We start from the raw sequence: 26301 nt of genomic DNA on the forward strand, positions 1-26301 counted from the left end.
GACGCCAGGTCCCGGCGGAAAACCGCCTCCGGCGAACGGTTTGTTATGGATTTGCATGCGAGAACCCCGGCGTTATTCAGTGGACGGGTAATCGCATGTTCTTCAGACGCAAAGGTGACAGGCCGGTCGAGCCGTCGCAGGGGGATCGCCGCCTTGACGCGATCGGCGAATCCTACATCATCGTGCATCTGGGGATCGACGGGACGATCGCCGGGGTGAATGGCAAGTTCACCGAGGTGACCGGCTATGCCGCCGAGGATGTCGTCGGCAGCGACTATTCGCTGCTCCTGCGCCCGAAAGACCGGAACAGCACGGAATTCCACGATCTCTGGGCCACGCTCAACGAGGGCAGGCCGGTCACCGGCATTGCCGCCTTCCTGCACAAGGCGCAGAAGGAGATCTGGCTCGACATCACCTGGAACCCGGTCCGCAATTCCGCGGGCGCGGTGGAGCAGGTGCTGTTCCTGGCCCATGACATCACCAACTACCACCTGCGGCGGCGCGACAACCGCAGCCAGGTCGACGCGATCGCCCGGACCATGGCGGTGATCGAATTCGGCCTCGACGGCACGATTCTCGGCGCCAATGCGCATTTCCTGAAGGCGACCGGCTACAGCCTGGAGGAGATCCGCGGCAAGCATCATAGCATCTTCATGCCCGCGGGCGAGGGAGAGGGCGAGGAGTACCGCGCCTTCTGGTCGCGCCTGGCCTCGGGCGCCTCGGAAAGCGGCCAGGTCAGGCGCATCGGCAAGGACGGCCAGACGATCTGGCTGGAAGCCACCTACGAGACGCTGATCGACCCGGAGGGACGGCCCTTCAAGGTGGTGAAATACGCCTTCGACATCACCGGTGCGAAGAATTCCGAGGCCGATGTCGCCGCCAAGCTGGCCGCGATCGAGCAGGTCCAGGCGGTGATCGAGTTCGACGCCCAGGGCAATATCCTCCGCGCCAACGACATTTTCTGCAAGGCGCTCGGCTACCGCCAGGAGGAGATCATCGGCAAGCAGCACGGGATGTTCATCGAATCGGCGGAGCGCGAAAGCGACGGCTACCGCCAGTTCTGGGACCGGCTGCGCAAGGGCGAGACGCTGCGCGACCGCTTCCGGCGGATCGGCAAGGGCGGCCGCGAGGTCTTCATCGAGGCCAGCTACAACCCGATCCCCGATGCTGACGGCAAGATCGTCAAAGTGGTCAAATTTGCGGTCGATACCACGAATTTCCAGGTGACATTGCGCGAATCCGGCGAAGCGCTCGGGCGTCTCTCCGAAGGCGATCTGCGGACGAGGATCGAGCGCGATCTGGGCGAACTCGACGAGATCCGCCAGAAGTTCAATGCGGCGGTCAGCAAGATGGACGAGGTGATGTACGATATCGTCCGCCAGTCCGGGGATCTGGTTGCCGATTCCGCGGCCATCCAGAGCGCGAGCGACGACCTCTCCCGCCGCACCGAGCGCCAGGCCGCCACGCTGGAAGAAAGCGCCGCGGCGCTGGAGCAGCTGACCACTTCTGTCCAGGGCACCTCGCAGCAGAGCCAGCAGGCCAGGGAGCGCGCCCGCCTTGCGAAGGATGACACCCAGCGGTCGGCGGAGGTGGTGGAGAACGCGATGCAGGCGATGGAGCGGATCTCCACTTCGTCCGAGAAGATCTCCAAGATCACAAATGTCATCGACGATATCTCCTTCCAGACCAATCTCCTGGCGCTGAATGCCGGGATCGAGGCCGCCCGTGCGGGGGAGGCCGGGCGCGGCTTCGCCGTTGTCGCCTCCGAGGTTCGCGGCCTGGCGCAACGCTCCTCCGATGCAGCTCAGGAAATTGCCCAGCTTATATCTGAATCCGGGCAGCAGGTACGGCAGGGGGTCGATCTCGTCGGCCAGGCGGGAACGGCGCTGAAGGAGATCGATGTCCGGGTCAGCGAGATCCTCGAGCTGATCCTGGCGATTGCCTCTGCCGCGGAGGAGCAGTCGAACGGACTGAACGAGATGAACCGCGCGATTGCCGATCTCGACCGTGTCACCCAGCAGAATGCGGCCATGGCGGAGGAAACGAATGCCGCCGTCCACAATCTGGGCGGCAAGGTCGTCACCATGCAGGAAGAGGCCTCGTATTTCGCTACGAGTGCGGGCGAGGGCGAGGCCGGGTTTTCCGCCGAGGAGGCCCGCGAGGCGAGCTGACCGCGGGCGATGACCGGGCCGCCCCGGTGAATGACGACAGGGCGCCGCGCCCCTTGCATCCGCAGCAAAATCGGTCGTGCCCGATTGCGGGGAGGTGATGCAGCGGTGAAGGACTGCCCCCGGGCTTCAGGGCGCGGTCCTTCCGTGTCTCGACTCAGAGGCGGCTGACGAAGCAACGCCATGCAGTCGGTCCCGTCAATCCAGCGCCCCCATGCGTCGGCAGGGCATCGCGGCTCTGCCGGAACCGGCTAGCGGCTTCAGCCGCCACCGGTGTCGCGTCTCCAGGCCAGGCAGGCCTCGAGATAGCTCCGCGCATCCGAGGACAGCCTGCTGATCCCGGCGAGCCGGGCCAGAAGCAGCGGCGGGTCCTCTTCCGCGTCGAGCTCTGCCGCATGCGCGTCGCACAGGCCCGCGATTTCGGAGCGGGAGATCTCCCGCAAGGCGCGGTCTAGCCCGGGCCGGAATGGAACCCGGATGGCATGGCGGCCGAGTTCCCAGACGAATTCCGTGTCCTCTTCGGGATGAAGCTCGACCTGGCCAAGCGCATTGCGGACCCGTTCCGCGATGCGCCGCCCGGTCCGCTGCCAGCCATGAGCGGCCGCGACGCGCCGTCCGAGAAGCGTCAATGGCAGCGGCCCCTCATCGCGGACAATCTCGGCGATCAGCGCCTCGAGCTCAGGTCCGTAATCCGGATCGTAGAAGCGCTCCGGATCGGGGACCGCCGCTCCGGCTGATGGCGAGGGTGCAGCTGTCGAACCAGAATCTTCCTTTTTACCGAGAGATTTGCCCTCCGGAGTGCCGGGCTCCGTGGTGAGAGTTGGCGCGCTTTCTTCGTCAATCCCGGCTGCGGTGACTGGGGAGCGGGGGCCCGGCTCGGCGGCGGGAACCTTCCCCTGCTGCCCGACGGCATCCGCCGAATTCGGCGCCGGTCCCGCCGACGATTGATCCCGTGCCGCGTGAGCTTCCTGCGGCGCGATGGCCCCCGGCAAGACGGGGCCGGGCGCATGGTCGCGAAGGGGCTCATCCGCCGGACCCCGCGCCTCATGCTCGGAGGCGGCTCCGCGCAGGGGGGAAGCTTGGCGCGCAGCTTCTTCGGCCGGTGAAGCCGAGGCGCCCTCTTCCGCGCCGGATAGGGCGGTCGCTCTGTCTGTCGGCGCATCTGGCACCGCGGCATGGTCCGGTTGGGCGTCCTTTTTGCCATGGCCCGCATTGGCCGGGAGGGGCGGACCACTTCGTTCCGGCTGCGATGGAGCGGGGTAGGCCTCGGCCGAGCCGACAATTTCCGCCGGGAGGGAGGTGCTTGGGGCGTTCGTCTCTGCTGAGGCGCGGTTGCCGGGGGCCGGGCCAGGCGATGTTTCCGGGGGCTGGTCCGGTGAGGCGGACAGGATCCCTGTCCGAACCGTCGCCTCCGCCCGGCGGCTGGAGCGGTCGGCATGGGACTGGGCCGGAAAAGGGGTATCTTCGTCAGGCGGCAGCAGGGCCTCCGCGTCGAGCTCTGGAGGCGTCGAGGCGTCAACCTTCTGAATGATCGCATCATTTTCCGGTCCGTCATGCGGGGACCCGGGCCCTGCGGTGGCGGAACCTGTGCCGCCCGGGACTGGCGGAGTGTCGCTCGCCAGAGCCGAATCTGCGGAATTGGGCGCGCTTGGAGCTGCCGCTGTCACCGTGGGGTCATACTGGACGTTTTCCGCACCGTTTGCTGCCGACGGCGTCTCACGCGAGCCATGAGGCGTTTCGGTTTCGTCGATTGGGTCGGCAAAGGGCGCGTCGGGAATGGCCGGGCCGGGCGGAATTTCGGACTTGGCTGCGACGGTGTGGGCCTCTGCCAGGTCTGTTCCGGCTTCGGCCGGGTCGGCCTTCTCAACGGCAGGGAGAGCCCCTTCTTCCGCTCCGGCGGTTCCGTCGCGGGCCGGGCCGAGCGTCGGCTCCGCCTCTTCGGGGGCTGCAAGCAGGGCGACCGGGCCGCGTGCGGCGCGGGCTTCGGCGTCGGCGGCGCGGCGGGTGCGGTCGGCTTCGAGATGCGCTACGAGCGTTTCGTGCATCCGCTCGGCCACCGCGCCGGGCGTCTTGAACCAGTCGGTCGACCAGATCCGGAAGATCGTCCAGCCGAGATTTTCCAGCACCGCCTGGCGGACCTTGTCGCGGTCGCGCGCCGTCGCCGAGCTGTGATAGGTCGCGCCGTCGCATTCGATCCCGGCCAGGTAGACCCCGGCATGGTCGGGATGGACGACGCCCAGGTCGATGCGGAAGCCCGAGACGCCGATCTGCGGGCGCAGCTCCCAGCCCTTCGCCTCGATCGCGGCCTTGACCGCGGCTTCGAACGGATTGGCGACCGGCCCGACCGAGCCCTCGTCGGTCGCGGGCAGGGCGTCGCTGCCGCGGGCGGCGTAGTCGAGGAAGCCCTTGAGATGGCGGACGCCAAGCGCGCGGCTGCGCTCCAGGTCGATCTGGTCGGCGCGGATCGAGGCGAAGACATGCAGCTCGCAGCGCGCGCGGGTCACGGCCACGTTCAGCCGCTTCTCGCCGCCATCGCCGTTGAGCGCGCCGAAGGCCATGGAGAGCCGGCCCGCCGCATCGGGGCCGAAGGTGATCGAGAACAGCATCACGTCGCGCTCGTCGCCCTGGATGTTCTCCAGGTTCTTGACGATCACCGGCTCTTCGCGGGCCTCCTCGAAGAACCATTCGAGCGCGGGATCGCGGCGGCGCTCCTCGTCGAAGAGATCGAGGATCAGCGCCTGCTGCTCGGCATTGAAGGTGATGACGCCCAGCGTCTGGCGCTGCTCCTCGGGCAGCTCCAGCCAGCGGGCCATGCGGTCCACGGCCAGGCGGACGATGGCGCGGGCCTCGGCCTCGTTGGTGCGGCCGCGGCCACGGCCATAGGTGCCGTCGATCTGGTGGAGCTGGACGGCATCGGTCTCGGTGGCGGGCGAGGGGAAGGTGACCAGCCGGCCGCCATAGTAGTGCCAGTTCGAGAAGGCGATCAGCGCCTCGTCGCGGCTGCGGTAGTGCCAGTCGAGCTGCCGGGTCGGAATGCCCGCCGAGGCCACCTCGTCGAGGATCGAGGCCAGGTCCTTCTCGGTCTCGGGCAGCTCCTCTTCGCTGTCGTCGCTGCGGCCGAAGAAATTGGTCGGCGGCAGCTGCTTGGGGTCGCCGACGATGACCGCCTGGCGGCCGCGGGCGATGGCGCCGATCGCGTCCCAGGTGGTGATCTGCGAGGCCTCGTCGAAGATCACCAGGTCGAAGGCGGCATGCCCGGCGGGCAGGTACTGCGCAACCGAGAGCGGCGACATCAGCACGCAGGGGGCGAGCCGGGTGAAGGCGTCCGGCATTTCCGAGATCAGCGTGCGGATCGGCAGGCTCGGCCGCTGCAGGCCGAGCTGGTGGCGCAGCACGCCGAGCTCGGAGCGGCGCGGGACGCTGTCGCGGGCGGGCAGGCCGTGGCGGATGCGCGCCATCACCTGGGGCGCGGCCATGCCGGCGGCGCGCGTTTCCAGCTCGCGGAAGCGGCGGATCGCGTCCTCGTGCCGCCAGTGCGAGAAGCCGCGCAGGCAGGGCTCGTCATCCATCGCCAGGGGCAGCCACCAGGCGGCATAGGCGGCGGCGAAGGCCCGCGCGGCGCCGGTTTGCAGACGGCCGTCTTCGAGCGCGTCGACCAACGGGGCGAGCCCGGCGGCGCGGGCCTCGCCGCTGATGCCAACCCAGCGGGTCCAGTCCTCCAGATGCGCGCGGCTCGACAGCAGGGTCTCGAGCGCTTCGGCGAGCGATGCCAGGGGCGCTGTCCCGGGCGCCTGTCCGGCGGTTTCGGCGAAGGCCGCGGCGGCCTCTGTCCAGGTCTCGCGGCAGTCCCGGAAGGCAGTGAGCGCCTCGCGCAGCGCGCCGGGGCCGCGGGCGGCCAGGCTCTGCCGGGCGGCAAGCCAGCGGGCGGGATCGGCGACACGCCCGGCAAGACCGTCGAAGGTGGCGCGCAGCGCGGCCGCCTCGGCGGTCCAACGCGTCAGCCGCGCCTCGTCGGTTTCGGCCCCGTCGAAGGCAGGGCAGCCCGTCAGCGGCAGCGCGTCGATTTCCGCGCGCAGCTCTCGCGCCTCGGCAAGGGCGGGGATGTCGCGTTCGGGATCGGCCCGGCCGCCGGTCGCGTAGGTCTGCAAGAGCTTCCGCAGCGAGGACAGCGCCAGCGCGGAAAGCGGCCAGATCTTCGCCTGCGCCCGGCGCCAGTCGGCATCGAGCTGGTCGAGCGGGATGCGCTCCAGCCGGTCCATCGGATAGTCGGCGGAGAGCCGCGCCCCGGCCGCGCGATAGTCCGGGGCGAGCCGGGCCAGGTCGGCGGCGGCGGCTTCAAGCGCCTGCGTGTCGCGCTCCAGCGCCCAGCCGACATCCTCGCCGGTTTCCGGGACCGCGGCCAGTGTGGCGAGCGCGTCGAGATGCTCCGGCGCGCCGTCGGGATCGGGCTGCAGCCCGGCGAGACCGGCGGCCTTCTGGGCGGCAGCGGCCAGCGCGCGGGTCGCGGCGGCCAGCGTCTCCGCCTCATCGAACAGCGCGGCCTGCCAGGCGAAGGACCAGTACCCGGCGGCGACCAGCTCCAGCGGCGGCCGGCCGGCGACGATTTCATGGCAGCGCTCGACCGCGGCGGCCAGGCGTTCGAGCCGCGCATAGCTTTCGGCGTCATGGGCGTCGCGCCCGGCGAAGGACAGCGCGAAGGGCTGCTCCGCCCCGGCCGCGCGGCCGATCGCCTGGTAGACGCTGAAACCCTGGCTGCCGCTCCGGTGCAGCGCGGCGACATATTGGTTCAGCGTGTCGCGCGTCCCGGCCAGCTCGCCGGTCACCTGCGCCCAGTCCGCGCCCTCGGCCTCGGCGGCGCGGTCCCAGCTGCGGCCGAGCTGGTCGAGCACCGACTTGCGGTCCGACTTGTTCGAATGCAGCTCCAGCACCGCATCGGCGAGCCCGTGCGCCGTCAGCCGCCGGTGCACCACGTCGAGCGCGGCGGATTTCTCGGCGACGAACAGCACCGTCTTCCCGGCGGCCAGGCACTGGGCGATCATGTTGGCGATCGTCTGGCTCTTGCCGGTCCCGGGCGGGCCGATCAGCACGAAATCATGCCCTTCCTGCGCGGCCAGAACCGCGGCGAGCTGCGAGGAATCCGCCGGCAGCGGCGTGAAGAGATCGGCCGGGGCGACGCGGCGGTCGAGCTCCTCGGGCCGGGGCAGGGCGGGGGCGTCCCCGGCGAGGAAGGGCTCGGCGGGGTTGTCGACCAGATGGCGCACCAGCGGGCTTTCCCGCAGGCTGGCGGTGCGGTCGACAAGGTCCTTCCACATCAGGAACTTGGCGAAGGAGAAGGTCGACATCGCCAGATCCTCGACCACCTCGAACCCGGCGATGTCGCGCACCTTGCGGCGCAGGATCTCGAAGATCAGCGGCAGGTCGTAGCCGCTGCCGTCGCGGGGCAGCTCGCCCTCCAGCTCGGGGATCTCCAGGTCGAAATCGCGCTTGAGGAATTCCAGCAGCGTGGCGTTGAAGCGGACCTCGTCCTCGTGGGTCTCGATGACGAAATCCGACTGCGCCGAGCGGCGGGTGATGCGCACCGGGATCAGCAGCATCGGCGCGCGGTAGCTGCGGCTGTCGCCCTCGGATTTCTTCCAGCGCAGGAAGCCCGCGGCGAGGAACAGCGTGCTGGTCCCGCCCTCCTGCATGTCGCTCTTGGCGCGGCGGTAGAGCGCCAGCAGCCGCGCCTCGGTGTCCTTCGCGGTCAGCGGCACGGCGATCCGGCCCTTCTCGAAGGCGTCGCGGCAGAGCGTGGCGAGAAGCTCGGCCTCTTCCGCGGGGCCGAGGTCGCGGGCGCCGAGCTGGCTGTCTTCCTTCAGCGCCAGCGCGCGGAACTTGCGCCCGCCGGCCAGCTGGTCCTCCAGGAGCGCGACATCGGGGCAGAGCAGCGGCAGCGTCTGCTTGGTGTCGCGGAAATTCAGCAGCCGGTTGCGCAGCGACAGGTCGAGCAGCTTGCGCTGCCAGCGCGAGATCCGGTCGGCCGGGCTGTCGGGCTCCTCCTCCACCAGATCGCCGGGCAGGAAGCCCAGATCGAGCGGTTTCGGCAGGGCGGCGGGGCTGGCGGCATCCTGGTCCCCGGCCTCTTCCTCGGCCGGGCGGTGGCTGGCCAGCGGACGGATCCGGGCGGCGCGGGCGCGGCGGATATCGACCGCCATGGCGAAGGCGTGCTCGTTGCGCTCGGCGACCGGATCGCGCCCGGCCAGGGCGGCGGCCTCGAACCCGGCCGCGGGCCGCTCGCAAAGCAGTGTGGTTTCCAGCAGCACCAGCTCGCGGGCATCGACGGCCTTGCGCACCGCCATCACGTCGGGCTCGGTCACCGCGCCGAAATCGCGGTCGCTCAGCCAGACGCCGACCCAGGCATGGCTCTCGGCGAAGAGCACCACGGGGTTCAGCCCCGCGGCCTCGAAGGCGGCGGCCAGCAGCAGCGCGCTGTCGAGGCAGGTCGCCAGCCCTTCGGCGCGGATGCGGGCGGGGGTGCGGATCTTCTGGCCGCGCGCCTCGAAGGAGGCCGGGGGCACGGCATAGGACAGGCCCATCGCGGTGGCCGCCGACCAGATCGCCCCGGCCAGCATCCAGGCGCGGCCCGGATCGCCCGACTGGTAGCCGTCGATCGCGCCCTTCATCCCGGCGGCCTCCAGAAGGTCGGCGGCCTCCTTCAGCAGCCCGGCGACGACCGCGTCATTGGGCGAGACATAGGCGGCCAGAAGCGGCGCCATCTCGCCGAGCCCGCCCCATTCGTCGCGGGCCAGCATCTCGATCCGGCGGGTCTCGCGCAGCAGCTCGCGGCCGTTTTCCGCGACGGTCAGGGTCAGGCTGCCGAATTCCGCCTCGTCGAGCCCGGCCAGGATCTGGTCGTCGAGCACCGTCTCCAGCCCCGGCAGCGCGCGCATGTCGCCCGGGGAGAGCCGGTCGAGCGTCCAGCTGCGCGGCCGCAGGAGGGCCGGGGCGCTTTCCAGCGTGACGGTCAGCCCCTCGAGCTGCCGCTGGCCGCGATTGGCCAGGGACAGCGTCCGCAGAATGGACACGCCGTTCTGGGCGGATGCGAAATTCACTCTTGCCGACGTGTCGAAGCACAGCTCCAGCACGTCTTCCTGTTCGAGCCTCGGCTCGACTGCTTCCATCTCGGACATTTCCAAGCCTATCTGCGCCTCCGGGCCAGTGCTGCACAGGCCCGGCCGGCTGTCAACGCGATCCACGCGGATGTGTCCCGGCCGGAGGCTCCGGCGGGAAATGGCGTGGACAGGGCCCGGCCAAGGCGCCATCCGTCTGGGCGGAAAGGGAAATTTTCAGCGTGGTTCCGCCCGCCTCGGGGCGCGCGGAACCGGGGTCTTCGGCGGGCTGCAGCCCGGATCAGAAGTCCAGATTCTCCACGCTCAGCGCGTTGGTCTGGATGAATTCGCGCCGCGGCTCGACCACGTCGCCCATCAGCTTGGTGAAGAGGTCGTCGGCCTCGGCCAGATCCTCCACCCGCACCTGCAGCAGCGTCCGCGCCTCGGGATCAAGCGTGGTTTCCCAGAGCTGGTCGGGGTTCATTTCGCCCAGGCCCTTGTAGCGCTGCAGCGTCAGCCCGCGCTCGCCCTCGGCGAGAATGGCGTTCAGCAGGTCCAGCGGCCCGTGGATCGCGATGCCCTTGTCACGGCGCAGGAGCGTCGCGGCGGTGGCGTAGTTGTCCTGCAGCGCCTGGGTGAAGCTGCCCAGCCGCCTTGCCTCGCCCGAGCGCAGCACCGGGCCGTCGAGGGTGCGGACCTCTTCGACCCCGCGCAGCAGCCGTGCCAGGCGCATGCCGCGGTCCTGGGTCGGCCGGCCTTCCCAGCCCTTCTCGTATTCCAGCGCGATCAGGTCGAGCCGCGTGGCGACGGTATCGGCCAGCGCCTGCAGGTCGCCATCGGCCACGCCGGGCAGGAAGGCGCCGGCGATCGCCGCCTGTTCCAGGATGTGGACCGGGTAATGCGTCGGGAAGGCCTGCAGGATGCGGCGCACCTGGCGGGCTTCCTCGACCACGCGGGCAAGGTCGGCGCCGACGATCTCCTCGCCGGACCCGAGCCGCAGCGTGGCGCCGTCGACGCCCTGCTCGATCAGGTAGTCGTCCAGCGCGGCCTGGTCCTTGAGGTAGACCTCGGACTTGCCGCGGGCCACCTTGTAGAGCGGCGGCTGGGCAATGTAGAGATAGCCGCCCTCGATGATCTCCGGCATCTGCCGGAAGAAGAAGGTCAGCAGCAGCGTCCGGATATGCGCGCCGTCCACGTCGGCATCGGTCATGATGATGATCTTGTGGTAGCGCAGCTTGTCGATGTCGAACTCGTCGCGGCCGATCCCGGTGCCGAGCGCCGTGATCAGCGTGCCGATCTCCTGGCTGCCGAGCATCCGGTCGAAGCGCGCGCGCTCCACGTTGAGGATCTTGCCGCGCAGCGGCAGCACCGCCTGGTGCGCGCGCGAGCGGCCCTGCTTGGCCGAGCCGCCGGCCGAGTCGCCCTCGACCAGGAAGATCTCGCGCGCATGCGGGTCGCGCGCCTGGCAGTCGGCCAGCTTGCCGGGCAGGGAGGCCACGTCGAGCGCCGATTTCTTCCGCGTCAGCTCGCGCGCCTTGCGGGCCGCCTCGCGGGCCAGCGCCGCCTCGATGATCTTGCCGACGATGGTGCGGGCCTCGGCGGGATGCTCGTCGAACCACTGGGTCAGACGCTCGTTCATCAGCCCCTCGACCGCCGGGCGGACCTCGGAGGAGACCAGCTTGTCCTTGGTCTGGCTGGAGAATTTCGGATCCGGCACCTTGACCGACAGGACGCAGGTCAGGCCTTCGCGGGCGTCGTCGCCGGAGAAGGTGACCTTCTCCCTCTTGGCGATGCCCGAGCTGTTGGCATAGAGGTTCAGCGTCCGGGTCAGCGCGCCGCGGAAGCCCGCCATATGGGTGCCGCCGTCGCGCTGCGGGATGTTGTTGGTGAAGGGCAGCACGGTCTCGTGATAGCCGTCATTCCACCACATCGCGACCTCGACGGTGATGCCGTCGCGCTCGCCGGTGATGAAGATCGGCTCGGAGATCAGCGGCGATTTCGAACGGTCGAGATAGCGCACGAATTCCTGCACGCCGCCGTCATAGTGCAGCTCGCTTTCCAGCGGCTCCGCCGGGCGCTCGTCGCGCAGGATGATGCGGACGCCGGAATTCAGGAAGGCCAGCTCGCGCAGGCGGTTCTCCAGCGTCTTGAAGCTGTATTCGAGATTGGAGAACGTGTCGGTCGAGGCCAGGAAGCGCACCTCGGTGCCCTTCTCGCCGGGGGCGTCGCGCAGGACGCGCAGATGCTCCACCGTCTCGCCGGTCTGGAACTTGGCGTAGTGCTCCTTGCCGTCGCGCCAGATGCGCAGCTCCAGCCAGTCGGAAAGCGCGTTCACCACCGAGACGCCGACGCCGTGCAGGCCGCCCGAGACCTTGTAGCTGTTCTGGTCGAATTTCCCGCCCGCATGGAGCTGGGTCATGATCACTTCGGCCGCGCTGACGCCTTCTTCCTGGTGGATGTCCACCGGAATGCCGCGGCCATTGTCGCGCACCGAGACGGAACTGTCGGCATGGATGGTCACGGTCACGCGGTCGGCATGGCCCGCCAGCGCCTCGTCGATGCCGTTATCGACAACCTCGTAGACCATGTGGTGCAGGCCCGAGCCGTCATCGGTATCGCCGATATACATCCCGGGCCGTTTGCGCACGGCTTCCAACCCCTTGAGAACCTTGATCGATTCCGCACCGTATTCGGAGGGGGTCTGCACGTCATCAGCCATTCACGCGGGTCCTTCTTAATCCTGCCATCTTATACGAACCGGGCGCGGAAATGTCACGCAATTGGGGCGCTTTTTCCTCCCTAAGTGAAGGGAATCACGCAGCCCACCAGGATCAGCAGGATGCCCGCGATCCGGTTCATCCGCGCCAGCGCCGTGCCGGAGGCGAGCAGCGCGCGCAGCCTGTGGACAAAGGCGGCGAGGATCAGGTTCCCGATCAGCGGCACGGCCGCCGACAGCGCCGTGATCGCGGCGATGTCCCAGGCGGTGACCCGGTCGAGATCGAAGAAGCCGGGCAGCACCCCCATGTAGAAGAGGATCGCCTTGGGATTGCCGAGGATCACCGCCACGCCGGCGGCGAAGCCCGCCCACATGCCGGGACGGGTCAGCCGGCTGTCCTGGCCGATGCGCCTGCCGGCATGGCGGATCAGCCCGATCCCCATGATCCAGAAGATCGCCGCCGCCACCCAGCGCAGCACGCTCAGGAAGTCGCCCCAGACCGAGACGATCCAGCTGACGCCGAGAATGGCCAGCAGCGGCCAGAGCACGTCGCCGATCACCACGCCGAGCGCCAGCGGCCAGGCCGAGGCGAAGCCGCCCGAGAGCGCCCGCGCCAGGAGCGCCACCCAGACCGGTCCGGGGGTCATGAACAGGATGAAGAGCGCTCCGGCATAGAGCGCCAGATCGGCAATGGAGACGGTCATGCCGGCAGCGTCAGGGATCCGTCGTCGCCCAGCGGCCAGAACGGGTTCATCGCGACTTCCCAGACATGGCCGTCGGGATCGGCGTAATAGCCGGAATAGCCGCCCCAGAACACCTTCTCGGGCGCCTTGAGCGCCGTGGCCCCGGCCGTGAGCGCCGCGGCGAAGGCGGCATCGACCTCGGTCTCAGTGGCGAAATTCTGCGCCAGCGTCACCGCGCCGGTGCCCAGATCGGCGCCCGGACGGCCCTGGTCCTCGGCCAGTGCGGCGCGGCCGAAGAGCCCCAGCGCCAGCCCGTTCATCTGGTAGAAGGCGACGCCGTCCTGCTCCTGCGCCGGCACCCAGCCAAGCGCCGCGTAGAAGGCCTTGGCCCGGGCGAGGTCCTCGACCCCGAGAGTGATGAGCGTCACGCGCTGCGGGGTCATGATGGCGCCTCCATCCGGCTGGTCCCGTCCTCGTCCTTCACCTCGATCCGCTGGGCGTCGATCTCCCCCGGCTCGAACAGCTCCGCTCCGGTGCCGGTCATCCAGGCCTGCGCGCCGAGCCGCTGCAGTTCCTCATAAAGCGCCGCGCGGCGGTCCTTGTCCAGATGCGCCGAGACCTCGTCGAGCAAGAGCAGCGGCGGCGCGCCGGTCTCCTCCGCCAGTGCCCGGGCATTGGCCAGGATCAGCGACAGCAGCAGCGCCTTCTGCTCGCCGGTGGAACTCTGCGCGGCGGAAACGCCCTTGGCGGCATAGACCGCCTGCAGATCGGCACGGTGCGGCCCGACCAGCGTCCGCCCGGCGCGCAGGTCGCGCGCCCGGCTGTCGCGCAGCGCGGCGCGCAGCGCCTCGCGGTCTGCCGGGCAGGGCGCCTCCTCGGGATCGGCAATCGCCAGCGCCGCCTTGGGAAAAGCCGGATCGCCCGCCGCCTGCGCCGCCTCCAGCCGCAGGAGCACCGAGGCGCGCGCCGCGATGATCGCGGCCCCGGCCCCGGCCATCTGCGCCTCCAGCGCCTGGTACCAGTGCGGGTCGCGGATCTCGTCCTTCAGCAGCCGGTTGCGGTCGCGCATCGCCTTCTCGTAGGCCAGCGTCGCCTCGGCATGGCCGGGCTCGAAGCTCAGTACCATCCGGTCGAGAAAGCGCCGCCGCCCCTCCGCCGCCTCGATCCACAGCCGGTCCATCGCCGGGATCAGCCAGACCAGCCGGACGATCCGCCCCAGCGCGGTCTGGGTCGCCGCCTTGCCGTCGATGCGCACCTGGCGGGACTGGCCGGGCGCGGCCCAGGTCTCGATCTCGTGCCGCCCCGAGGGCGCCTCCACCTCGGCGCGGATCTTCCAGCCGAGCGCTTCGGGCCGGCGGATCAGCTCCTCCGCCGCGGCGCGGCGCAGCCCGCGCCCCGGAGACAGCAGCGAGACGGCTTCGATCAGGTTGGTCTTGCCCGCCCCGTTCGGTCCGAAAAGCGCAACCGGCCGCCCGTCGAGCGCAAGCGTCGCGCGGCGGTGGGAACGGAAATGCGAGAGGGTCAGCGAGGCGACGCGCAGGGCCATGGCGGCCGGGTTAGCGCGTTTTGCCGCCAATTGGAAACCCCGGCCTGCGCGGCGGCTGGATCTGCGCCCGGAGCGTGCCTATCTTGAGGAAAAGAGGAGACCGACCGAAGATGCCGCTGGCCCTTCCGCTTTCGCCGATTTTCTGGACCATCTTCCGCTATGCGCTGATCGCCGGGCTCGCTGCCGCGGCGGCGCGGCGCGCCGATCCGGTGCCGCGCGACCAGCGCGTCGAGGACGTGCTCGACAGTCTCGATGACGGGCTGCGCCTGCGCCGCGACGAGGACACGACCCGCATCGCCGCCAAGGCCGGGCACTCGCTGCGCCTCGGGCCGAACGGGCCGGGCCTGCGGATGGAATTCGCCGGGCTGGGCCGCCTGAAGCTCCACCGGCTGTGACCCGCGCCTCCCTCTCCCCCGCGGGGGAGAGGGCCGGGGTGAGGGGCGTGATGCCGTGCGAGAGGCGCCCCCGATCCGAGGGCGCCCGGGCTTATTTCGTGCCGAACATCCGGTCGCCGGCATCGCCGAGCCCGGGACGGATATAGCCGTGCTCGTCGAGCCGCTCGTCGATCGAGGCGGTGTAGATCGGCACGTCGGGATGGTCGCGGGTCAGCGTCTCGATCCCTTCGGGCGCGGCCAGGAGGCAGAGGAACTTCATGTTCCGCGCGCCCACTTCCTTCAGCCGGGTCAGCGCGGCGGAGGCGGAATTCGCCGTGGCCAGCATCGGGTCGACCACGATCACCGGACGGTCCTCGATATCGGAGGGCACCTTCAGGTAGTACTCGACCGCGACCAGAGTCTCGGGATCGCGGTAGAGGCCGATATGGCCGACGCGGGCCTGCGGCACCAGGTCGAGCACGCCTTCGAGAAGCCCGTTCCCGGCGCGCAGGATCGAGACCAGCACCAGCTTCTTGCCCTCGATCTGCGGCGCCATCATCGGCTCCAGCGGGGTCTCGATGGCGGTCTTCTCCAGCGGCAGGTCGCGCATCACCTCATAGGCCAGCAGATGGGCGATCTCGCGCAGGAGGCGGCGGAAATCGGCGGTGGGCGTTTCCGTCTTGCGCATCTGGGTCAGCTTGTGCTGGACCAGCGGATGGTCGACGACGGTGACGTGATCGGTCATTCAGGCGGCCTTTCGGGGTCTTCAGAAAACAGTTCCGGTGGAGAGGATGTCGATCGGCGGCGTGCCGCCCGGACGCTTCGCGCGCGCCAGCCTGCGGCCGGTCGCCCAGGTGCCGCCCTCGAGCACGGCGGCCAGAGGCAGCTCCTCGGCCGAGAGCCGCAGCCGCTTGCGCACCAGCGCGGCCACCTTGTCGAGCAGGATCACCGTCAGCGCCCGCCATTCGACGATCAGCGCGCTGCCCGGCGCCTGCGGCTTCGCCGCCTCGCGCGGATGGCGCAGCGCGATCACCCCGGTATCGAGGAAGAGCCCGCCATTGCGGTACTCGGCCAGCCCGGTCAGCCGGTCGAGCCCGGTCACCTTGATGCCCGCCCGCTCCATCGGCTCGATCAGCGAATAGCTCAGCCACTGGCTGAGCTTGTGGAACGGCACGAGCCCGGGGGCGGGGGCCTGCGGATGCGGCCAGCAATCGCCCAGCGACACGCCGTCGAGCACGGGACGGTCCTCGCCCCAGATCGGCGAGAGCGTCTTGAGGATGACCCGCAGGATGGTCTCGGCCGGCAGCCCGTCCTCGTCGGCGAGCCCGGCCAGGTGGTCGGCGATCTGCCCCAGCCGGGGCGTGTCGCCGAAGACCAGCGGCTGCGCCTCGACGGCCTTCCCCAGCGCGGCGATCAGCGCGGCGCGGCCCTCGAGCCCCTCCAGCGGATTGTCCTCGGTGACCTGGAACCCCGCGGCCAGCGCCTCCGCCGAGAAGCGCGACAGCCGCGCGGTCGTGGTGCCGGGCCCCGTGCCGCTGCCGAAGGCCCCGGCCATGAACATGTCGAGCGAGGCCAGCGCCAGCCCCTCGGAGCGGGCGAATTCGGCGCCGGTATCGGGGTCGTGATAGGTCCAGAGCGGCCCGGCCCCGGCATCGAGCAGCACCGAGACGATGGCCAGCTCGCATTCCAGCCGCGCCATCTCCTGCGGCGGCACGTCGAGCTTGGCCGCCTGCTCGGCCCAGCGGTCGCGGCGGTCGAGCACGAAGTGGCGCCAGCGCGAATGCGGCGGCACGGCGAGGTCGGGATAAGTCTCGAGGATGGTCGCGACCACTTCCTCGGCGGCGATCTCCAGCCGGTCGGGATCGACGGTGAAATGGTCGAGCCGCCCGGCCACGCCGAGATCGTAGAGCGCGCCGCATTGCGCGCGGATCGCGTCCGGGCTCTGCAGCCAGTCCGCTGTGGCGGCCGTGTCGGCCTCGGCCAGGTCAGTAGTCGTCAAGCCCGCGCCCCTTGGTCATCGTCAGATCCTCCGGTTTCGATACCGTGTCATCGGTGTAGTACCCGGCGGCCTTCTTGGCGTCCATCTCCACCTGGGCGTCGCCGGGGATCAGCTCGTCGGGGATCGGGATGCGTTCGCCGACGGTGATCCCGGCCTCGGCCAGGGCATCGTACTTCATGTCCGACATCGACACGAAGCGGTCGATATGGGTGATGCCGAGCCAGTGGAACACGTCGGGCATCAGGCTCTGGAACCGCATGTCCTGCACGCCCGCGACGCATTCGGTCTTCTCGAAATAGGCCGCCGCGGTGTCGCCGTCGGGATTGCGCTTGCGGGCATTGTAGACGAGGAACTTCGTCACCTCGCCGAGCGCGCGGCCTTCCTTGCGGTTGTAGACGATCAGCCCGGCGCCGCCCTCCTGCGCCTCCTTCACGCATTCCTCGATCCCGTGGGTGAGGTAGGGGCGGCAGGTGCAGATGTCCGAGCCGAACACGTCCGAGCCGTTGCATTCGTCATGCACCCGGCAGGCCAGCCGCTTTTTCGGATCCCACATCGCCGAGGGCTCGCCGAAGATGTAGAGCGTGATCGAGCCGATCGGCGGCAGGAAGACCTTCAGGTCGCCGCGGGTCACGAGCTCGGGGAACATGCCGCCGGTATATTCGAAGAGCGCGCGCCGCAGCGAGACCTCGGTCACGCCCAGCCGCCGCGCCAGGCCGGGCAGGTACCAGACCGGCTCGATCGCGATCTTGGTGACGCTGGCCTCGCCGGTCGGGGTCAGGATCTGCCCGTCGGGCACCAGCCGCCCGGAGGCGATGGCCTCCTTGAACTCCGGCAGCATGATCCGCGCCTTGGTGATGGCGATGGTCGGCTGGATCGGCCGCCCCGCCGCGATTTCCGAGGCGAAGGCATCGGCGACGATATGGCCGTAGGGGTCCATCGAGACGATCCGGTCCTCGCCCTCCCATTGCGGGAAGGGGCCGATATCGACCGAGGGGCGGGTGTGGGTCAGGTCGGGCCGGTGGACGGATTTCAGCTGGCCGGTGGCGATGGCCAGCGCGCGGTAGACGCCGTAGCTGCCCGAATGGGTGCCGATCACGTTGCGCTGCCCGCCCGACATGCCGCCGATCACCGGACCGCGCGCCTGGGCCCCGGGCGCGCCCCAATGGATTTCCGGCGGCTTGCGGCTGCCCGTCGGCGGGTGGGAGGTCAGCACGATATGCCTTGGATCGGACATTGGGGCACTCCAGTACGAATTGCAGATCCCGATGTAAGACCTTAGCGGGGCCTCCGGTCAAGGATGGCGTTGCGCCGGCCCGGCCGCCCTCCTCAGAGCGAGAAGATTTTGCCCGGATTCATGATATTCAGCGGATCCACCCCCTGCTTGACCGCGCGCATCATCTCCAGCGCCCCGGCGCCGAGCTCCTTTTCCAGGTACTTCATCTTGCCCTGGCCGATGCCGTGCTCGCCGGTGCAGGTGCCGTCATGGGCGATCGCCAGGTCGTTGAGCCAGCCGACATAGGCCTCCGCGCGGTCGCGGTTGCCGGCATCCTGCGGATCGACGAAGACCAGCGTGTGGAAATTGCCGTCGCCGACATGGCCGACATTGGTGCCGATCAGCCCCAGCTCGTCGAGCTTGGCGCGCGAGGCGGTGACGCAGGCCGCCAGATGCGAGACCGGCACGCAGACATCGGTGGAGAAGCCCACCCGCCCCGGGAAGAGCCCCAGCGCGGCCAGGTAGAAGTCGTGCCGCGCCTTCCACAGGCGGCGGCGCTCGTCGGCATCGGCGCTCCAGGCGACATTGACGGCGCCGTTGTCGCGCGCCAGCTCGGCGAAGACCTCGGTCTGCTCGTCGATGCTGCCCGGCGAGCCGTGGAATTCCAGCAGCAGGAGCGGCGTCTCCGGCAGGCCGACGCCATGGCTGCGGTTCACGTAGGACACCGCTGCCTCGTCGAGGAACTCCATCCGCGCCACCGGCAGGGCAAGCTGGATCACCTCCTGCGCGGTCAGGCAGGCCGCCTCGATATCCGTGAAGCTGGCGATCGCGCCGGTCACTGCCTCGGGCTGCGGGGCGAGCCGCAGCGTCAGCTCGGTGATGATCCCCAGCGTCCCCTCGGCGCCGATCATCAGCCGCGTGAGGTCATAGCCGGCCGAGCTCTTGCGCGCGCGGCTGGCGCTGCGCATCACCTCGCCCGAGGGCAGCACGGCCTCCAGCGACAGCACCCGGTCGCGCATCGTGCCGTAGCGCACCGCCGTCGTGCCCGAGGCGCGCGTCGCCGCCATCCCGCCGATCGAGGCATTGGCGCCCGGATCGACCGGGAAGAACAGGCCCGTGGCGCGCAGCTCGGTGTTCAGCGCCTCGCGGGTGATGCCGGGCTGGACGGTGACATCCATGTCCTCGGGCCGCAGCGACAGCACCTTGTCCATGCGCGACACATCGACCGAGATCCCGCCCAGCGGCGCGTTGACATGGCCCTCGAGCGAGGTGCCGGTGCCGAAGGGGATGACCGGCACCCGGTGGCGGGCGCAGATCCGCACGATCTCCTGCACCTCTTCCGTGCTCTCGGCAAAGGCCACCGCATCGGGGATCTGGTTCTCCAGCCAGGTGGTGGTATGTCCATGCTGCTCGCGGAAGGAGCGGCCGGTCGCCAGCCGCGGCCCCAGCCGCGCCTCGAGCTCCGAAATCGCCGCACCGATAGCGTTCCTGTCGCGCAACTCCAGCACCTTGCATTCCTTTCCTGGCATGATCCCCGCGGCATAAGGGAAAGTGGGGGTTTCCGCCAGTGCCTGCTCCTGCGACCTGGCCCCATCTTGCATGGGCGCGCCCGAACCGCCATCTGGGCCCCATCGCAAAGGAGAGTCCCATGACTACTGCCGCCGTCCTGTTCGATCTCGACGGAACCCTCATCGACAGCGCGCCGGACCTCCACTCCGCCGCCTGCCGGATGCTCGCCGCGGAAGGGCAGGAGCCGCTGCCCTTCGCGACCATTCGCAGCTTCATCGGCAACGGCGTGGCCAAGCTCGTGGAGCGCATCATCGGCGCGACCGGGCTCGACATGGCCGACCATCCGCGGCTGGTCGAGGCGTTCATGGACCATTACGGCGCCCATTCCACCGAGCTGACCCGGCCCTATCCCGGCGTGGCCGACGCGCTGGCGCGGTTCCGCATGATGGGCTACGGGCTGGGCGTCGTCACCAACAAGCCCGAGGCCCCCGCCCGCGCGATCCTGGCCGAGCTGGGCCTGGCCGGGTTCTTCCCGGTGGTGATCGGCGGCGACAGCTTCCCCGAGCGCAAGCCCGACCCGACCGGGCTCCTTTCCGCGGCCGAGACCCTGAAGGCCACCGCGACCGTCTTCGTCGGCGACAGCGAGGTCGATGCCGAGACCGCCGGGCGCGCCGATCTGCCCTTCCTGCTCTTCACCGAGGGCTACCGCAAGTCGCCGGTCTTCCAGATCCCGCACCAGGGCATGTTCGGCAGCTTCGACCTGCTGCCCGCCCTGGTGGAGCCGCTGGTCTCGACCACGCGGCTGGTCTGAGCCCCGGGCGGGGGCCGGGTTTTTTGCATTGAGCAGCCGCCCCCGCTCTACTAGGCTCGCCCTGACCGGTCCCGGGGAGAGGGCCGTACAGGGAGGAAAATCATGTCATTTCTGCGCAGCGCCGCTTTCGCGGCCGCCGCGGCCATTGCCGCTGTTCCGGTTGCCGCCGAAGAGGCCAGCTACATCCTGGCCACCGCCTCGACCGGGGGCACCTACTATCCGGTGGGGGTGGCGCTCTCCACGCTGATCAAGGTCAAGCTGGAGCCGGCCGAGAAGATCGGCATGTCGGCGATCAGCTCCGCGGGTTCGGCCGAGAACGTGCGGCTGCTGCGCGAAGGCGAGGCGGAATTCGCGATCCTGCAGGGTCTCTACGGCTACTACGCCGCCACCGGCTCGGGCCCGATGGAAGAGATCGGCCCGCAGGAGAACCTGCGCTCGGTCTCGATGCTGTGGCAGAATGTCGAGCAGTTCGTCGTCGCCTCCGAGGCGGCCGGAACCGGCACGATGGCGGATTTCGTCGGGCTGAAGGGCGAGTCGGTGGCGCTGGGGTCGCAGAATTCCGGCACGATCGGCTCGAACCGCACGCTGCTGGCGGGGCTCGGCGTCGATATCGATGCCGACTACACGCTGGTCTATGGCGGCTACGGCCCGGCGGCCGAGGCGCTGCAGAACGGCCAGGTCAAGGGGATCAGCACCCCGGCGGGCGTGCCGACCGGCGCGATCAGCCAGCTCTTCGCGGCGATGGGCGACAAGGTCACGCTTTTGTCCTTCACCCCCGAGGAACTGGCCGCGGCCGATGGCGGCAAGGAGCTCTGGACCCCCTTCACCGTCAAGGGCGGCACCTATCCGGGCCTGGCCGAGGACGTGACCACCATCGCGCAGCCGAATTTCCTGGCGACCACCGCCGAGCTGCCCGAGGAGAACGTCTATCTGATCACCAAGGCGATCTACGAGAACCTGCCCTTCCTGCAGGCGATCCACCCGGCGACCAAGGCGATGGCGCTGGAGCAGGCGATCGCGGGCCTGCCGCTGCCGCTGCATCCCGGCGCGGCGCGCTACTACCAGGAGGTCGGCGTCACGATCCCCGACCGGCTGATCGCCAAGTGATCCCGCAGGCCCGCCCCGGCAGGGCGGGCCGTCCCCAGCCCTAGCCGGAAGCAGTTCCATGTCCGATCCCGAAGCGGGCGGCCCCGATCCGAGCTGGCGGCGGTTCTCCGCGCCGGCGGAGACGGGCATCGCCATCCTCTGCGTCCTGATCGCGCTCGGCCATATCTACGTGGCCTTCGATCCCGTCATCTCCGAATTCGCGCGCAACGCCTACCATTTCGCGGGCTTCGCCTTCCTCGCCGCGGTGCTGAAACCGGCGATTGCGCCGATGGGCCCCTCGCCGTTCTGGCGCGCCGTGGACGTGGTCTTCGGCCTCGCCACCGCGGCGGCGGCGGTGCATCTGGTCGCCGCCGAGAACGCGATCTACGCCCGCGGGGTCAAGCTCCAGGGGCTCGACTGGGCGGCGATCGCGATCTGCCTGCTGGCCGCGGTCGAGCTGACCCGGCGGCTGACCGGCGCGATCATCCCGGTGCTGATCCTGCTGTCGCTCAGCTACGTGCTGGTCTGGGGGCGCTGGATCGGCGGGGTGTTCCACTTCCCCGGGCTCAGCCTGGAGACCGTGGCCTTCCGCTCGGTCTATGGCGATGACGCGATGTTCGGCTCGATCGCGCGGATCTCGTCGACCTATGTCTTCCTCTTCATCCTCTTCGGCGCCTTCCTGATCCGCTCGGGGGCGGGGGATTTCGTCATCAACCTGGCGCGCGCGGTCGCCGGGCGGATGGTCGGCGGGCCGGGCATCGTCGCGGTGATCGCCTCGGGGCTGACCGGGACGATCTCGGGCTCGGCCATCGCCAACACGGCCTCGACCGGCGTGATCACCATCCCGCTGATGAAGCGCGCGGGCTTCGCGCCGAAATTTGCCGGAGGCGTGGAGGCGGCAGCCTCCACCGGCGGGCAGCTCATGCCGCCGATCATGGGGGCGGGGGCCTTCGTGATGGCGAGCTTCACCCAGATCCCCTACGAGAAGATCGTCGCCGTCGCGGCCCTGCCGGCGCTGCTCTACTTCCTGTCGGTCGCCTTCTTCATCCGGGTGGAGGCGCGCCGCCTGGCGCTGCCGCCGATGGCCGCGGACGGGCAGACGCTGGGCTCGGCCTTCCGCCAGGGCGGCGCCAGCTTCGTGATCCCGATCTGCCTGCTGATCGGGCTTCTGGTCTCGGGCTTCACCCCGACCTATGCGGCGGTTTTCGGCATCCTCTCGGTCGTCGCCTCGAGCTGGCTGACGCGGACGCCGATGGGCCCGAAGGCGGTGTGGGAGGCGCTGGTCTCGGGCACCAGGGGCATGGTGATGACCGCGGTGCTGCTCTGCTCCGTCGGGCTCGTCGTGAACGTGATCACCACCGCCGGGGTCGGCAACACCTTCAGCCTGATGATCTCCGACTGGGCGGGGGGCAGCATCCTCGTCGCCATCATCCTGATCGGGCTGGCGAGCCTGGTCCTCGGCATGGGGCTGCCGGTCACCGCGGCCTATATCGTGCTGGCGACGCTCTCGGCGCCGGCGCTGGCGGGGATGATCTCGGACCGCTTCGTGATCGACGCCATCGCCAATGGCACGCTGCCCGAGACGGCGAAACCGATCCTGATGCTGGCGAACCCCGAGGCGATGATGCAGCTCGCCCAGGGCATGACCCGGACGGAGGCGGCGGCGCTGGTCCATGCGCTGCCGCTGGAGATCGCCGCGCCGCTGCGCGACATGGTCGTGCCGCCCGAGGTGGCGCTGACCGGGCTCCTCTCGGCGCACATGATCGTCTTCTGGCTCAGCCAGGACAGCAACGTGACCCCGCCGGTGGCGCTGGCGGCCTTCACCGCGGCGGCGATCGCCAAGGCGCCCGCCATGGGAACGGGATTCGCCAGCTGGAAGCTCGCCAAGGGGCTCTACATCGTGCCGGTGCTTTTCGCCTACACGCCGCTCTTGTCAGGCGACTGGGGCGAGGCGCTGCGGGTGACGATCCCGGCGGTCTTCGGCCTCTATGCGCTGGCGGGCTTCCTGCAGGGCGGGCTCGAGCGGCCGATCGGCTGGCCGGTGCGCCTCCTTGCCGGGGCGCTCGGCCTGGCCTGCCTCTGGCCGCTCGGGGTGCTCTGGCACGCGCTGGCCGCAGCGGGGGTGGTGGCGCTGACGCTTCTCAGCGCGCGGGGCGGGCTCAGGCCGCCTTCACCCGCTCCCGGCCATGGGGCGCCGTGAAGTCGATCTCGGGCCCGGTCGAGAGGATCCGGTGCGGGTTCACTGTCTCGTGGCTGATATAGTAGTGCCGCCGCGTGTGGTCCATGTTCACCGTCCCGGCGATGCCCGGCCACTGGTAGAGCTCGCGCGTGTAGCCCCAGAGGTTCGGATAGTCGACGATCCGGCGGCGGTCGCACTTGAAATGGCCGTGATAGACCGGGTCGAAGCGCAGGAGCGTGGTGAAGAGCCGCCAGTCGGCCTCGGTCACGCGCGATCCGGCCAGGTAGCGGCGGGTCGCCAGCCGGTCCTCCAGCCAGTCGAGCGTCTCGAAGAGCGGCTCGACCGCGGCGTCATAGGCCTCTTGCGTGGTGGCGAAGCCGCATTTGTAGACGCCGTTATTGACGGTGTCGTAGATCCGCGCATTCAGCGCATCGATCTCTTCGGCCAGGCAGGCGGGATAGTAGTCGCCCCGCGCCGCGCCGACCCCGTCGAAGGCGGAGTTGAACATCCGGATGATCTCGGCGCTCTCGTTCGAGACGATGGTCTCCTGCCGCTTGTCCCACAGGATCGGCACCGTCACCCGGCCGGAATACTGCGGATCGGCCCGGAGGTAGATCTGGTAGGCATAGTCCGAGCCGAAGAGATGGTCATGCGGGATGCCGTCGCCCGGATCCTCGAAGGTCCAGCCATGATCGCCCATGTACCAGTTGACGAAGGAGACGGAGACCATCTCCTCCAGTCCCTTCAGCGCGCGGAAGATCAGCGTCCGGTGCGCCCAGGGGCAGGCATAGGCGACATAGAGATGGTAGCGTCCCGGCTCGGCCCGGAATCCCGCCCGGCCCGAGGGCCCGGCCGCGCCGTCGGGGGTGATCCAGTTGCGGAACTGCGCGGCAGAGCGCTCGAACTTTCCGCCGGTCTTGTCGGTGTCGTACCACTGGTCTTTCCAGACCCCGTCCACGAGAAGTCCCATCGCGCGTTCCTTTCCGATTCTCCCTGAGGGGAAAATGGCGGTTTCGCGCGATGGTTCCACCCTTGCGTGTGCACAGGACCTGTGCGCGGCCTCAGTCCTTGGCCAGGCGGTGGTAGAAATGGGTGAAGCTGGCGGCACCGATGATCGGCACGACGAGGTTCAGGAGCGGCACCGTCAGCGGGATCGCCATCAGCCCGCCCAGAAGCCAGATCTGCCCGGCATGCTTGCGCCGCATCTCCTTGGCCTTCGCCGCGCCCAGCCGCCGCATCGCGACCAGCTGGAAGTATTCCCGGCCGAGCAGGAAGCCGTTCAGCGCCCAGAAGATCACCGGCGCGAAGGGGATGAAGAAGATGTAGAGGATGAAGGCCGCGATATTCGCCAGGATCAGCACGCCGAGGAAGCTGAACGTGTCGCCCAGCGTCTCCAGGAACGGGGTGGGGCGGACATCGGGCAGATGCGGATAGTGCCGCTCTTCCACCGCGTCGGCGACCTGGTCGAGGAACATGCCGGTGAAGGCCGAGGCGACCGGGATCATCAGGAAGCTCGACAGGAACATCGCGCCCAGCACCGAGGCGCCCGAGGCGATGTCGTTGATCCAGCCGATCTGGCCGATCCAGGGCAGGGTCACGGTGTCCGGCACGGCCCAGGCGACCACCCAGGCGGTGGCGATGTAGAACAGGAACAGCAGCCCGACGGTGATGCCGAGCCCGAGGAACAGCACCTTGCGGAAGCGCGGATCGCCGATCTGCCCGAGCGCGCGGGAAATGTCGCGGATCATGCGGACACCCAGGTGGTCAGCGCGTTCACATCGGGGCGCGGGCGGTCCGGCGGGGCCACGGTCTCGGTGCCGATATGGACGATCCCGGCGACCAGCTCGTTTTCCGCCAGGCCGAAGGCCGCCTTGCGGAATTCCGCGTCATGGCTCGCCCAGCCCGAAAGCCAGTTCGCCCCCCAGCCGGTGGCCAGCGCCGCGTTCAGGAGCGACAGGCAGACCGCGCCCGCGGTGTAGAGCTGCTCGATCTCGGGGATCTTCGGGCTCTCCTTCGGGGTGAAGATCACGGCCACGGCGAAATTGCCGGTCTCGTAGACCATCTTCTGCTTGGCGATCTCCTCGGGCAGCTTGCCCATCCGCGTGCCGGTTTCCCCGATCAGCCCCGCGATGCGGGCCAGCGCGGGCTTTTCCAGCACCAGGAAGCGGAACGGCTCCAGCGCGCCATGGTCGGGCGTGCGCGCCGCCGCGGCCAGGAGCGGCCCCAGCTCCTCGGAACTGGGCACCGGCGTGGTCAGCGTCTTCGACGGGCGGGAACGCCGGGTCAGCAGGAAGTCGAGAACATCGGGGCGTGCGGCGGTCACATCGGGTCTCCTTGATCTTTGCGCCTCTAGGTCGGCGCTTTGCCCCGCCGGGTCAAGGCGCGAAGCACTTGCGCCGCACCCCGCGCGCAGGGCAGGAGAGGGCATGGAGACAGGCGACACCATTACCGTGAAGGTCACGCCCAAGGCCTCGCGCGCGCGGATCACCGAAGCCGCGGAGGGCGGGCTGCATGTCTATGTCACCGTCGCCCCCGAGAACGGCAAGGCCAATGCCGAGGTACAGAAGGCGCTGGCCAGGCATCTCGGCCTGCCGAAGACGGCGCTGCGGCTGATCCGCGGCGGGAAATCCCGCGAGAAGACCTTCCAGCGGGTCTGACGCGGCTATTTCTCGACCACGCGGTACATCCCCTCTGGCAGGTCGAGCGCGGCGCGCAGATCGGCGAGCTGCGCCATCGACAGGGTGATCAGGTTGTCCTGCCGCCGGACCGGGTCGTACTGGGCGATGGTCACGCAGTCGTCGAGCGCGGAGACGATGACATCCTCCTGCAGGTGCTTCTGGCCCTCGTCGACCAGCGTGACCACAGTGGCGTCGAAATCGTGCTCGATGGTGAACATGGGGAAACCCTCCGCTTTTGCAGCTTCAGGCTA

The 26301-nt window shown here is 69.5% G+C and carries 19 protein-coding genes; 6 read left to right on the forward strand and 13 right to left on the reverse strand.

Translation table 11 applies throughout. From position 1 onward, the window contains the following. Nucleotides 1-95: 95 nt before the first annotated feature. Nucleotides 96-2171, forward strand: coding sequence for a PAS domain-containing methyl-accepting chemotaxis protein (locus FGX59_RS20250; protein WP_138468939.1), 2076 nt, complete (start codon nucleotides 96-98; stop codon nucleotides 2169-2171). A 257-nt stretch (nucleotides 2172-2428) separates the two neighbouring features. Here the strand turns inward: FGX59_RS20250 and FGX59_RS20255 are convergent, their stop codons facing one another. The 5 genes from FGX59_RS20255 to recF all read right to left on the reverse strand — a co-directional run bounded on the left by FGX59_RS20255 (nucleotide 2429) and on the right by recF (nucleotide 14201). After that, complete coding sequence (locus tag FGX59_RS20255; RefSeq protein WP_138468940.1) at nucleotides 2429-9328, reverse strand: DUF3320 domain-containing protein; 6900 nt, start codon at nucleotides 9326-9328, stop codon at nucleotides 2429-2431. 229 nt (nucleotides 9329-9557) lie between these two features. After that, nucleotides 9558-11975, reverse strand: coding sequence for a DNA topoisomerase (ATP-hydrolyzing) subunit B (gene gyrB, locus FGX59_RS20260; RefSeq protein WP_138468941.1), 2418 nt, complete (start codon nucleotides 11973-11975; stop codon nucleotides 9558-9560). A gap of 80 nt (nucleotides 11976-12055) precedes the next feature. Next, nucleotides 12056-12676, reverse strand: a complete 621-nt coding sequence (locus FGX59_RS20265) for a LysE family translocator (protein ID WP_138468942.1) — start codon at nucleotides 12674-12676, stop codon at nucleotides 12056-12058. Beyond that, nucleotides 12673-13098 (reverse strand): VOC family protein, encoded by a 426-nt coding sequence (locus FGX59_RS20270; protein WP_138468943.1) that lies wholly within the window; start codon nucleotides 13096-13098, stop codon nucleotides 12673-12675. Before FGX59_RS20270 ends, FGX59_RS20265 begins: the two co-directional genes overlap by 4 nt. Then, on the reverse strand, nucleotides 13095-14201 hold the full coding sequence (recF, locus tag FGX59_RS20275; protein WP_138468944.1) for a DNA replication/repair protein RecF: 1107 nt from the start codon (nucleotides 14199-14201) through the stop codon (nucleotides 13095-13097). Before recF ends, FGX59_RS20270 begins: the two co-directional genes overlap by 4 nt. A gap of 110 nt (nucleotides 14202-14311) precedes the next feature. Here recF and FGX59_RS20280 point away from each other — a divergent pair, with 110 nt between their 5' ends. Further along, a complete protein-coding gene (locus FGX59_RS20280) occupies nucleotides 14312-14596 on the forward strand; it encodes a hypothetical protein (protein ID WP_138468945.1) in 285 nt (94 codons plus the stop codon). A 91-nt stretch (nucleotides 14597-14687) separates the two neighbouring features. Here the strand turns inward: FGX59_RS20280 and upp are convergent, their stop codons facing one another. From upp to FGX59_RS20300, 4 genes are all read right to left on the reverse strand, one after another. Beyond that, a complete protein-coding gene (upp, locus tag FGX59_RS20285) occupies nucleotides 14688-15320 on the reverse strand; it encodes a uracil phosphoribosyltransferase (RefSeq protein ID WP_138468946.1) in 633 nt (210 codons plus the stop codon). A 21-nt stretch (nucleotides 15321-15341) separates the two neighbouring features. Continuing rightward, nucleotides 15342-16574 carry a URC4/urg3 family protein gene (locus FGX59_RS20290; protein ID WP_206078396.1) on the reverse strand — a complete coding sequence of 411 codons (1233 nt, stop codon included), beginning with the start codon at nucleotides 16572-16574 and terminating at the stop codon, nucleotides 15342-15344. Then, on the reverse strand, nucleotides 16561-17808 hold the full coding sequence (locus FGX59_RS20295; RefSeq protein ID WP_138468947.1) for a GTP cyclohydrolase II: 1248 nt from the start codon (nucleotides 17806-17808) through the stop codon (nucleotides 16561-16563). The genes FGX59_RS20290 and FGX59_RS20295 overlap by 14 nt, the downstream gene beginning before the upstream one ends. A gap of 92 nt (nucleotides 17809-17900) precedes the next feature. Continuing rightward, nucleotides 17901-19295 carry an FAD-binding oxidoreductase gene (locus FGX59_RS20300; RefSeq protein ID WP_370296136.1) on the reverse strand — a complete coding sequence of 465 codons (1395 nt, stop codon included), beginning with the start codon at nucleotides 19293-19295 and terminating at the stop codon, nucleotides 17901-17903. A gap of 140 nt (nucleotides 19296-19435) precedes the next feature. Between FGX59_RS20300 and gph the strand changes: the two genes are divergently transcribed. The 3 genes from gph to FGX59_RS20315 all read left to right on the forward strand — a co-directional run bounded on the left by gph (nucleotide 19436) and on the right by FGX59_RS20315 (nucleotide 23393). Further along, on the forward strand, nucleotides 19436-20107 hold the full coding sequence (gph, locus tag FGX59_RS20305) for a phosphoglycolate phosphatase (RefSeq protein ID WP_138468949.1): 672 nt from the start codon (nucleotides 19436-19438) through the stop codon (nucleotides 20105-20107). 102 nt (nucleotides 20108-20209) lie between these two features. Continuing rightward, the gene (locus FGX59_RS20310) at nucleotides 20210-21214 is read left to right on the forward strand and encodes a TAXI family TRAP transporter solute-binding subunit (protein ID WP_138468950.1); all 1005 of its coding nucleotides are present in this window, start codon (nucleotides 20210-20212) and stop codon (nucleotides 21212-21214) included. A gap of 58 nt (nucleotides 21215-21272) precedes the next feature. After that, complete coding sequence (locus FGX59_RS20315; protein WP_138468951.1) at nucleotides 21273-23393, forward strand: TRAP transporter fused permease subunit; 2121 nt, start codon at nucleotides 21273-21275, stop codon at nucleotides 23391-23393. Here the strand turns inward: FGX59_RS20315 and FGX59_RS20320 are convergent. The 3 genes from FGX59_RS20320 to FGX59_RS20330 form a co-directional block, all read right to left on the reverse strand. Further along, nucleotides 23353-24342, reverse strand: coding sequence for a glutathione S-transferase family protein (locus FGX59_RS20320; protein ID WP_138468952.1), 990 nt, complete (start codon nucleotides 24340-24342; stop codon nucleotides 23353-23355). The two genes, FGX59_RS20315 and FGX59_RS20320, sit on opposite strands and share 41 nt — an antisense overlap. A gap of 91 nt (nucleotides 24343-24433) precedes the next feature. Then, a complete protein-coding gene (locus tag FGX59_RS20325) occupies nucleotides 24434-25120 on the reverse strand; it encodes an EI24 domain-containing protein (RefSeq protein ID WP_138468953.1) in 687 nt (228 codons plus the stop codon). Further along, on the reverse strand, nucleotides 25117-25695 hold the full coding sequence (locus FGX59_RS20330; protein ID WP_240722603.1) for a nitroreductase: 579 nt from the start codon (nucleotides 25693-25695) through the stop codon (nucleotides 25117-25119). Before FGX59_RS20330 ends, FGX59_RS20325 begins: the two co-directional genes overlap by 4 nt. Nucleotides 25696-25798: 103 nt before the next feature. On the opposite strand from FGX59_RS20330, the gene FGX59_RS20335 reads away from it, so the two are divergent. Further along, entirely contained in the window at nucleotides 25799-26029 is a 231-nt protein-coding gene (locus tag FGX59_RS20335; RefSeq protein WP_138468955.1) for a DUF167 domain-containing protein, read from the forward strand. A gap of 5 nt (nucleotides 26030-26034) precedes the next feature. Here FGX59_RS20335 and FGX59_RS20340 read toward each other — a convergent pair whose 3' ends face one another. Beyond that, nucleotides 26035-26268, reverse strand: coding sequence for a hypothetical protein (locus FGX59_RS20340; protein ID WP_138468956.1), 234 nt, complete (start codon nucleotides 26266-26268; stop codon nucleotides 26035-26037). Nucleotides 26269-26301 lie beyond the last annotated feature (33 nt).

This window comes from Poseidonocella sp. HB161398, assembly GCF_005870025.1.
In the GTDB taxonomy this organism is placed as follows: Bacteria; Pseudomonadota; Alphaproteobacteria; order Rhodobacterales; family Rhodobacteraceae; genus Mangrovicoccus.

Coding starts and splice junctions, on each gene's coding strand:
- FGX59_RS20250 (WP_138468939.1), top strand. CDS start 96: ATGTTCTTCAGACGCAAAGGTGACAGGCCGGTCGAGCCGTCGCAGGGG.
- FGX59_RS20255 (WP_138468940.1), bottom strand. CDS start 9,328: ATGGAAGCAGTCGAGCCGAGGCTCGAACAGGAAGACGTGCTGGAGCTG.
- gyrB (WP_138468941.1), bottom strand. CDS start 11,975: ATGGCTGATGACGTGCAGACCCCCTCCGAATACGGTGCGGAATCGATC.
- FGX59_RS20265 (WP_138468942.1), bottom strand. CDS start 12,676: ATGACCGTCTCCATTGCCGATCTGGCGCTCTATGCCGGAGCGCTCTTC.
- FGX59_RS20270 (WP_138468943.1), bottom strand. CDS start 13,098: ATGACCCCGCAGCGCGTGACGCTCATCACTCTCGGGGTCGAGGACCTC.
- recF (WP_138468944.1), bottom strand. CDS start 14,201: ATGGCCCTGCGCGTCGCCTCGCTGACCCTCTCGCATTTCCGTTCCCAC.
- FGX59_RS20280 (WP_138468945.1), top strand. CDS start 14,312: ATGCCGCTGGCCCTTCCGCTTTCGCCGATTTTCTGGACCATCTTCCGC.
- upp (WP_138468946.1), bottom strand. CDS start 15,320: ATGACCGATCACGTCACCGTCGTCGACCATCCGCTGGTCCAGCACAAG.
- FGX59_RS20295 (WP_138468947.1), bottom strand. CDS start 17,808: ATGTCCGATCCAAGGCATATCGTGCTGACCTCCCACCCGCCGACGGGC.
- gph (WP_138468949.1), top strand. CDS start 19,436: ATGACTACTGCCGCCGTCCTGTTCGATCTCGACGGAACCCTCATCGAC.
- FGX59_RS20310 (WP_138468950.1), top strand. CDS start 20,210: ATGTCATTTCTGCGCAGCGCCGCTTTCGCGGCCGCCGCGGCCATTGCC.
- FGX59_RS20315 (WP_138468951.1), top strand. CDS start 21,273: ATGTCCGATCCCGAAGCGGGCGGCCCCGATCCGAGCTGGCGGCGGTTC.
- FGX59_RS20320 (WP_138468952.1), bottom strand. CDS start 24,342: ATGGGACTTCTCGTGGACGGGGTCTGGAAAGACCAGTGGTACGACACC.
- FGX59_RS20325 (WP_138468953.1), bottom strand. CDS start 25,120: ATGATCCGCGACATTTCCCGCGCGCTCGGGCAGATCGGCGATCCGCGC.
- FGX59_RS20335 (WP_138468955.1), top strand. CDS start 25,799: ATGGAGACAGGCGACACCATTACCGTGAAGGTCACGCCCAAGGCCTCG.
- FGX59_RS20340 (WP_138468956.1), bottom strand. CDS start 26,268: ATGTTCACCATCGAGCACGATTTCGACGCCACTGTGGTCACGCTGGTC.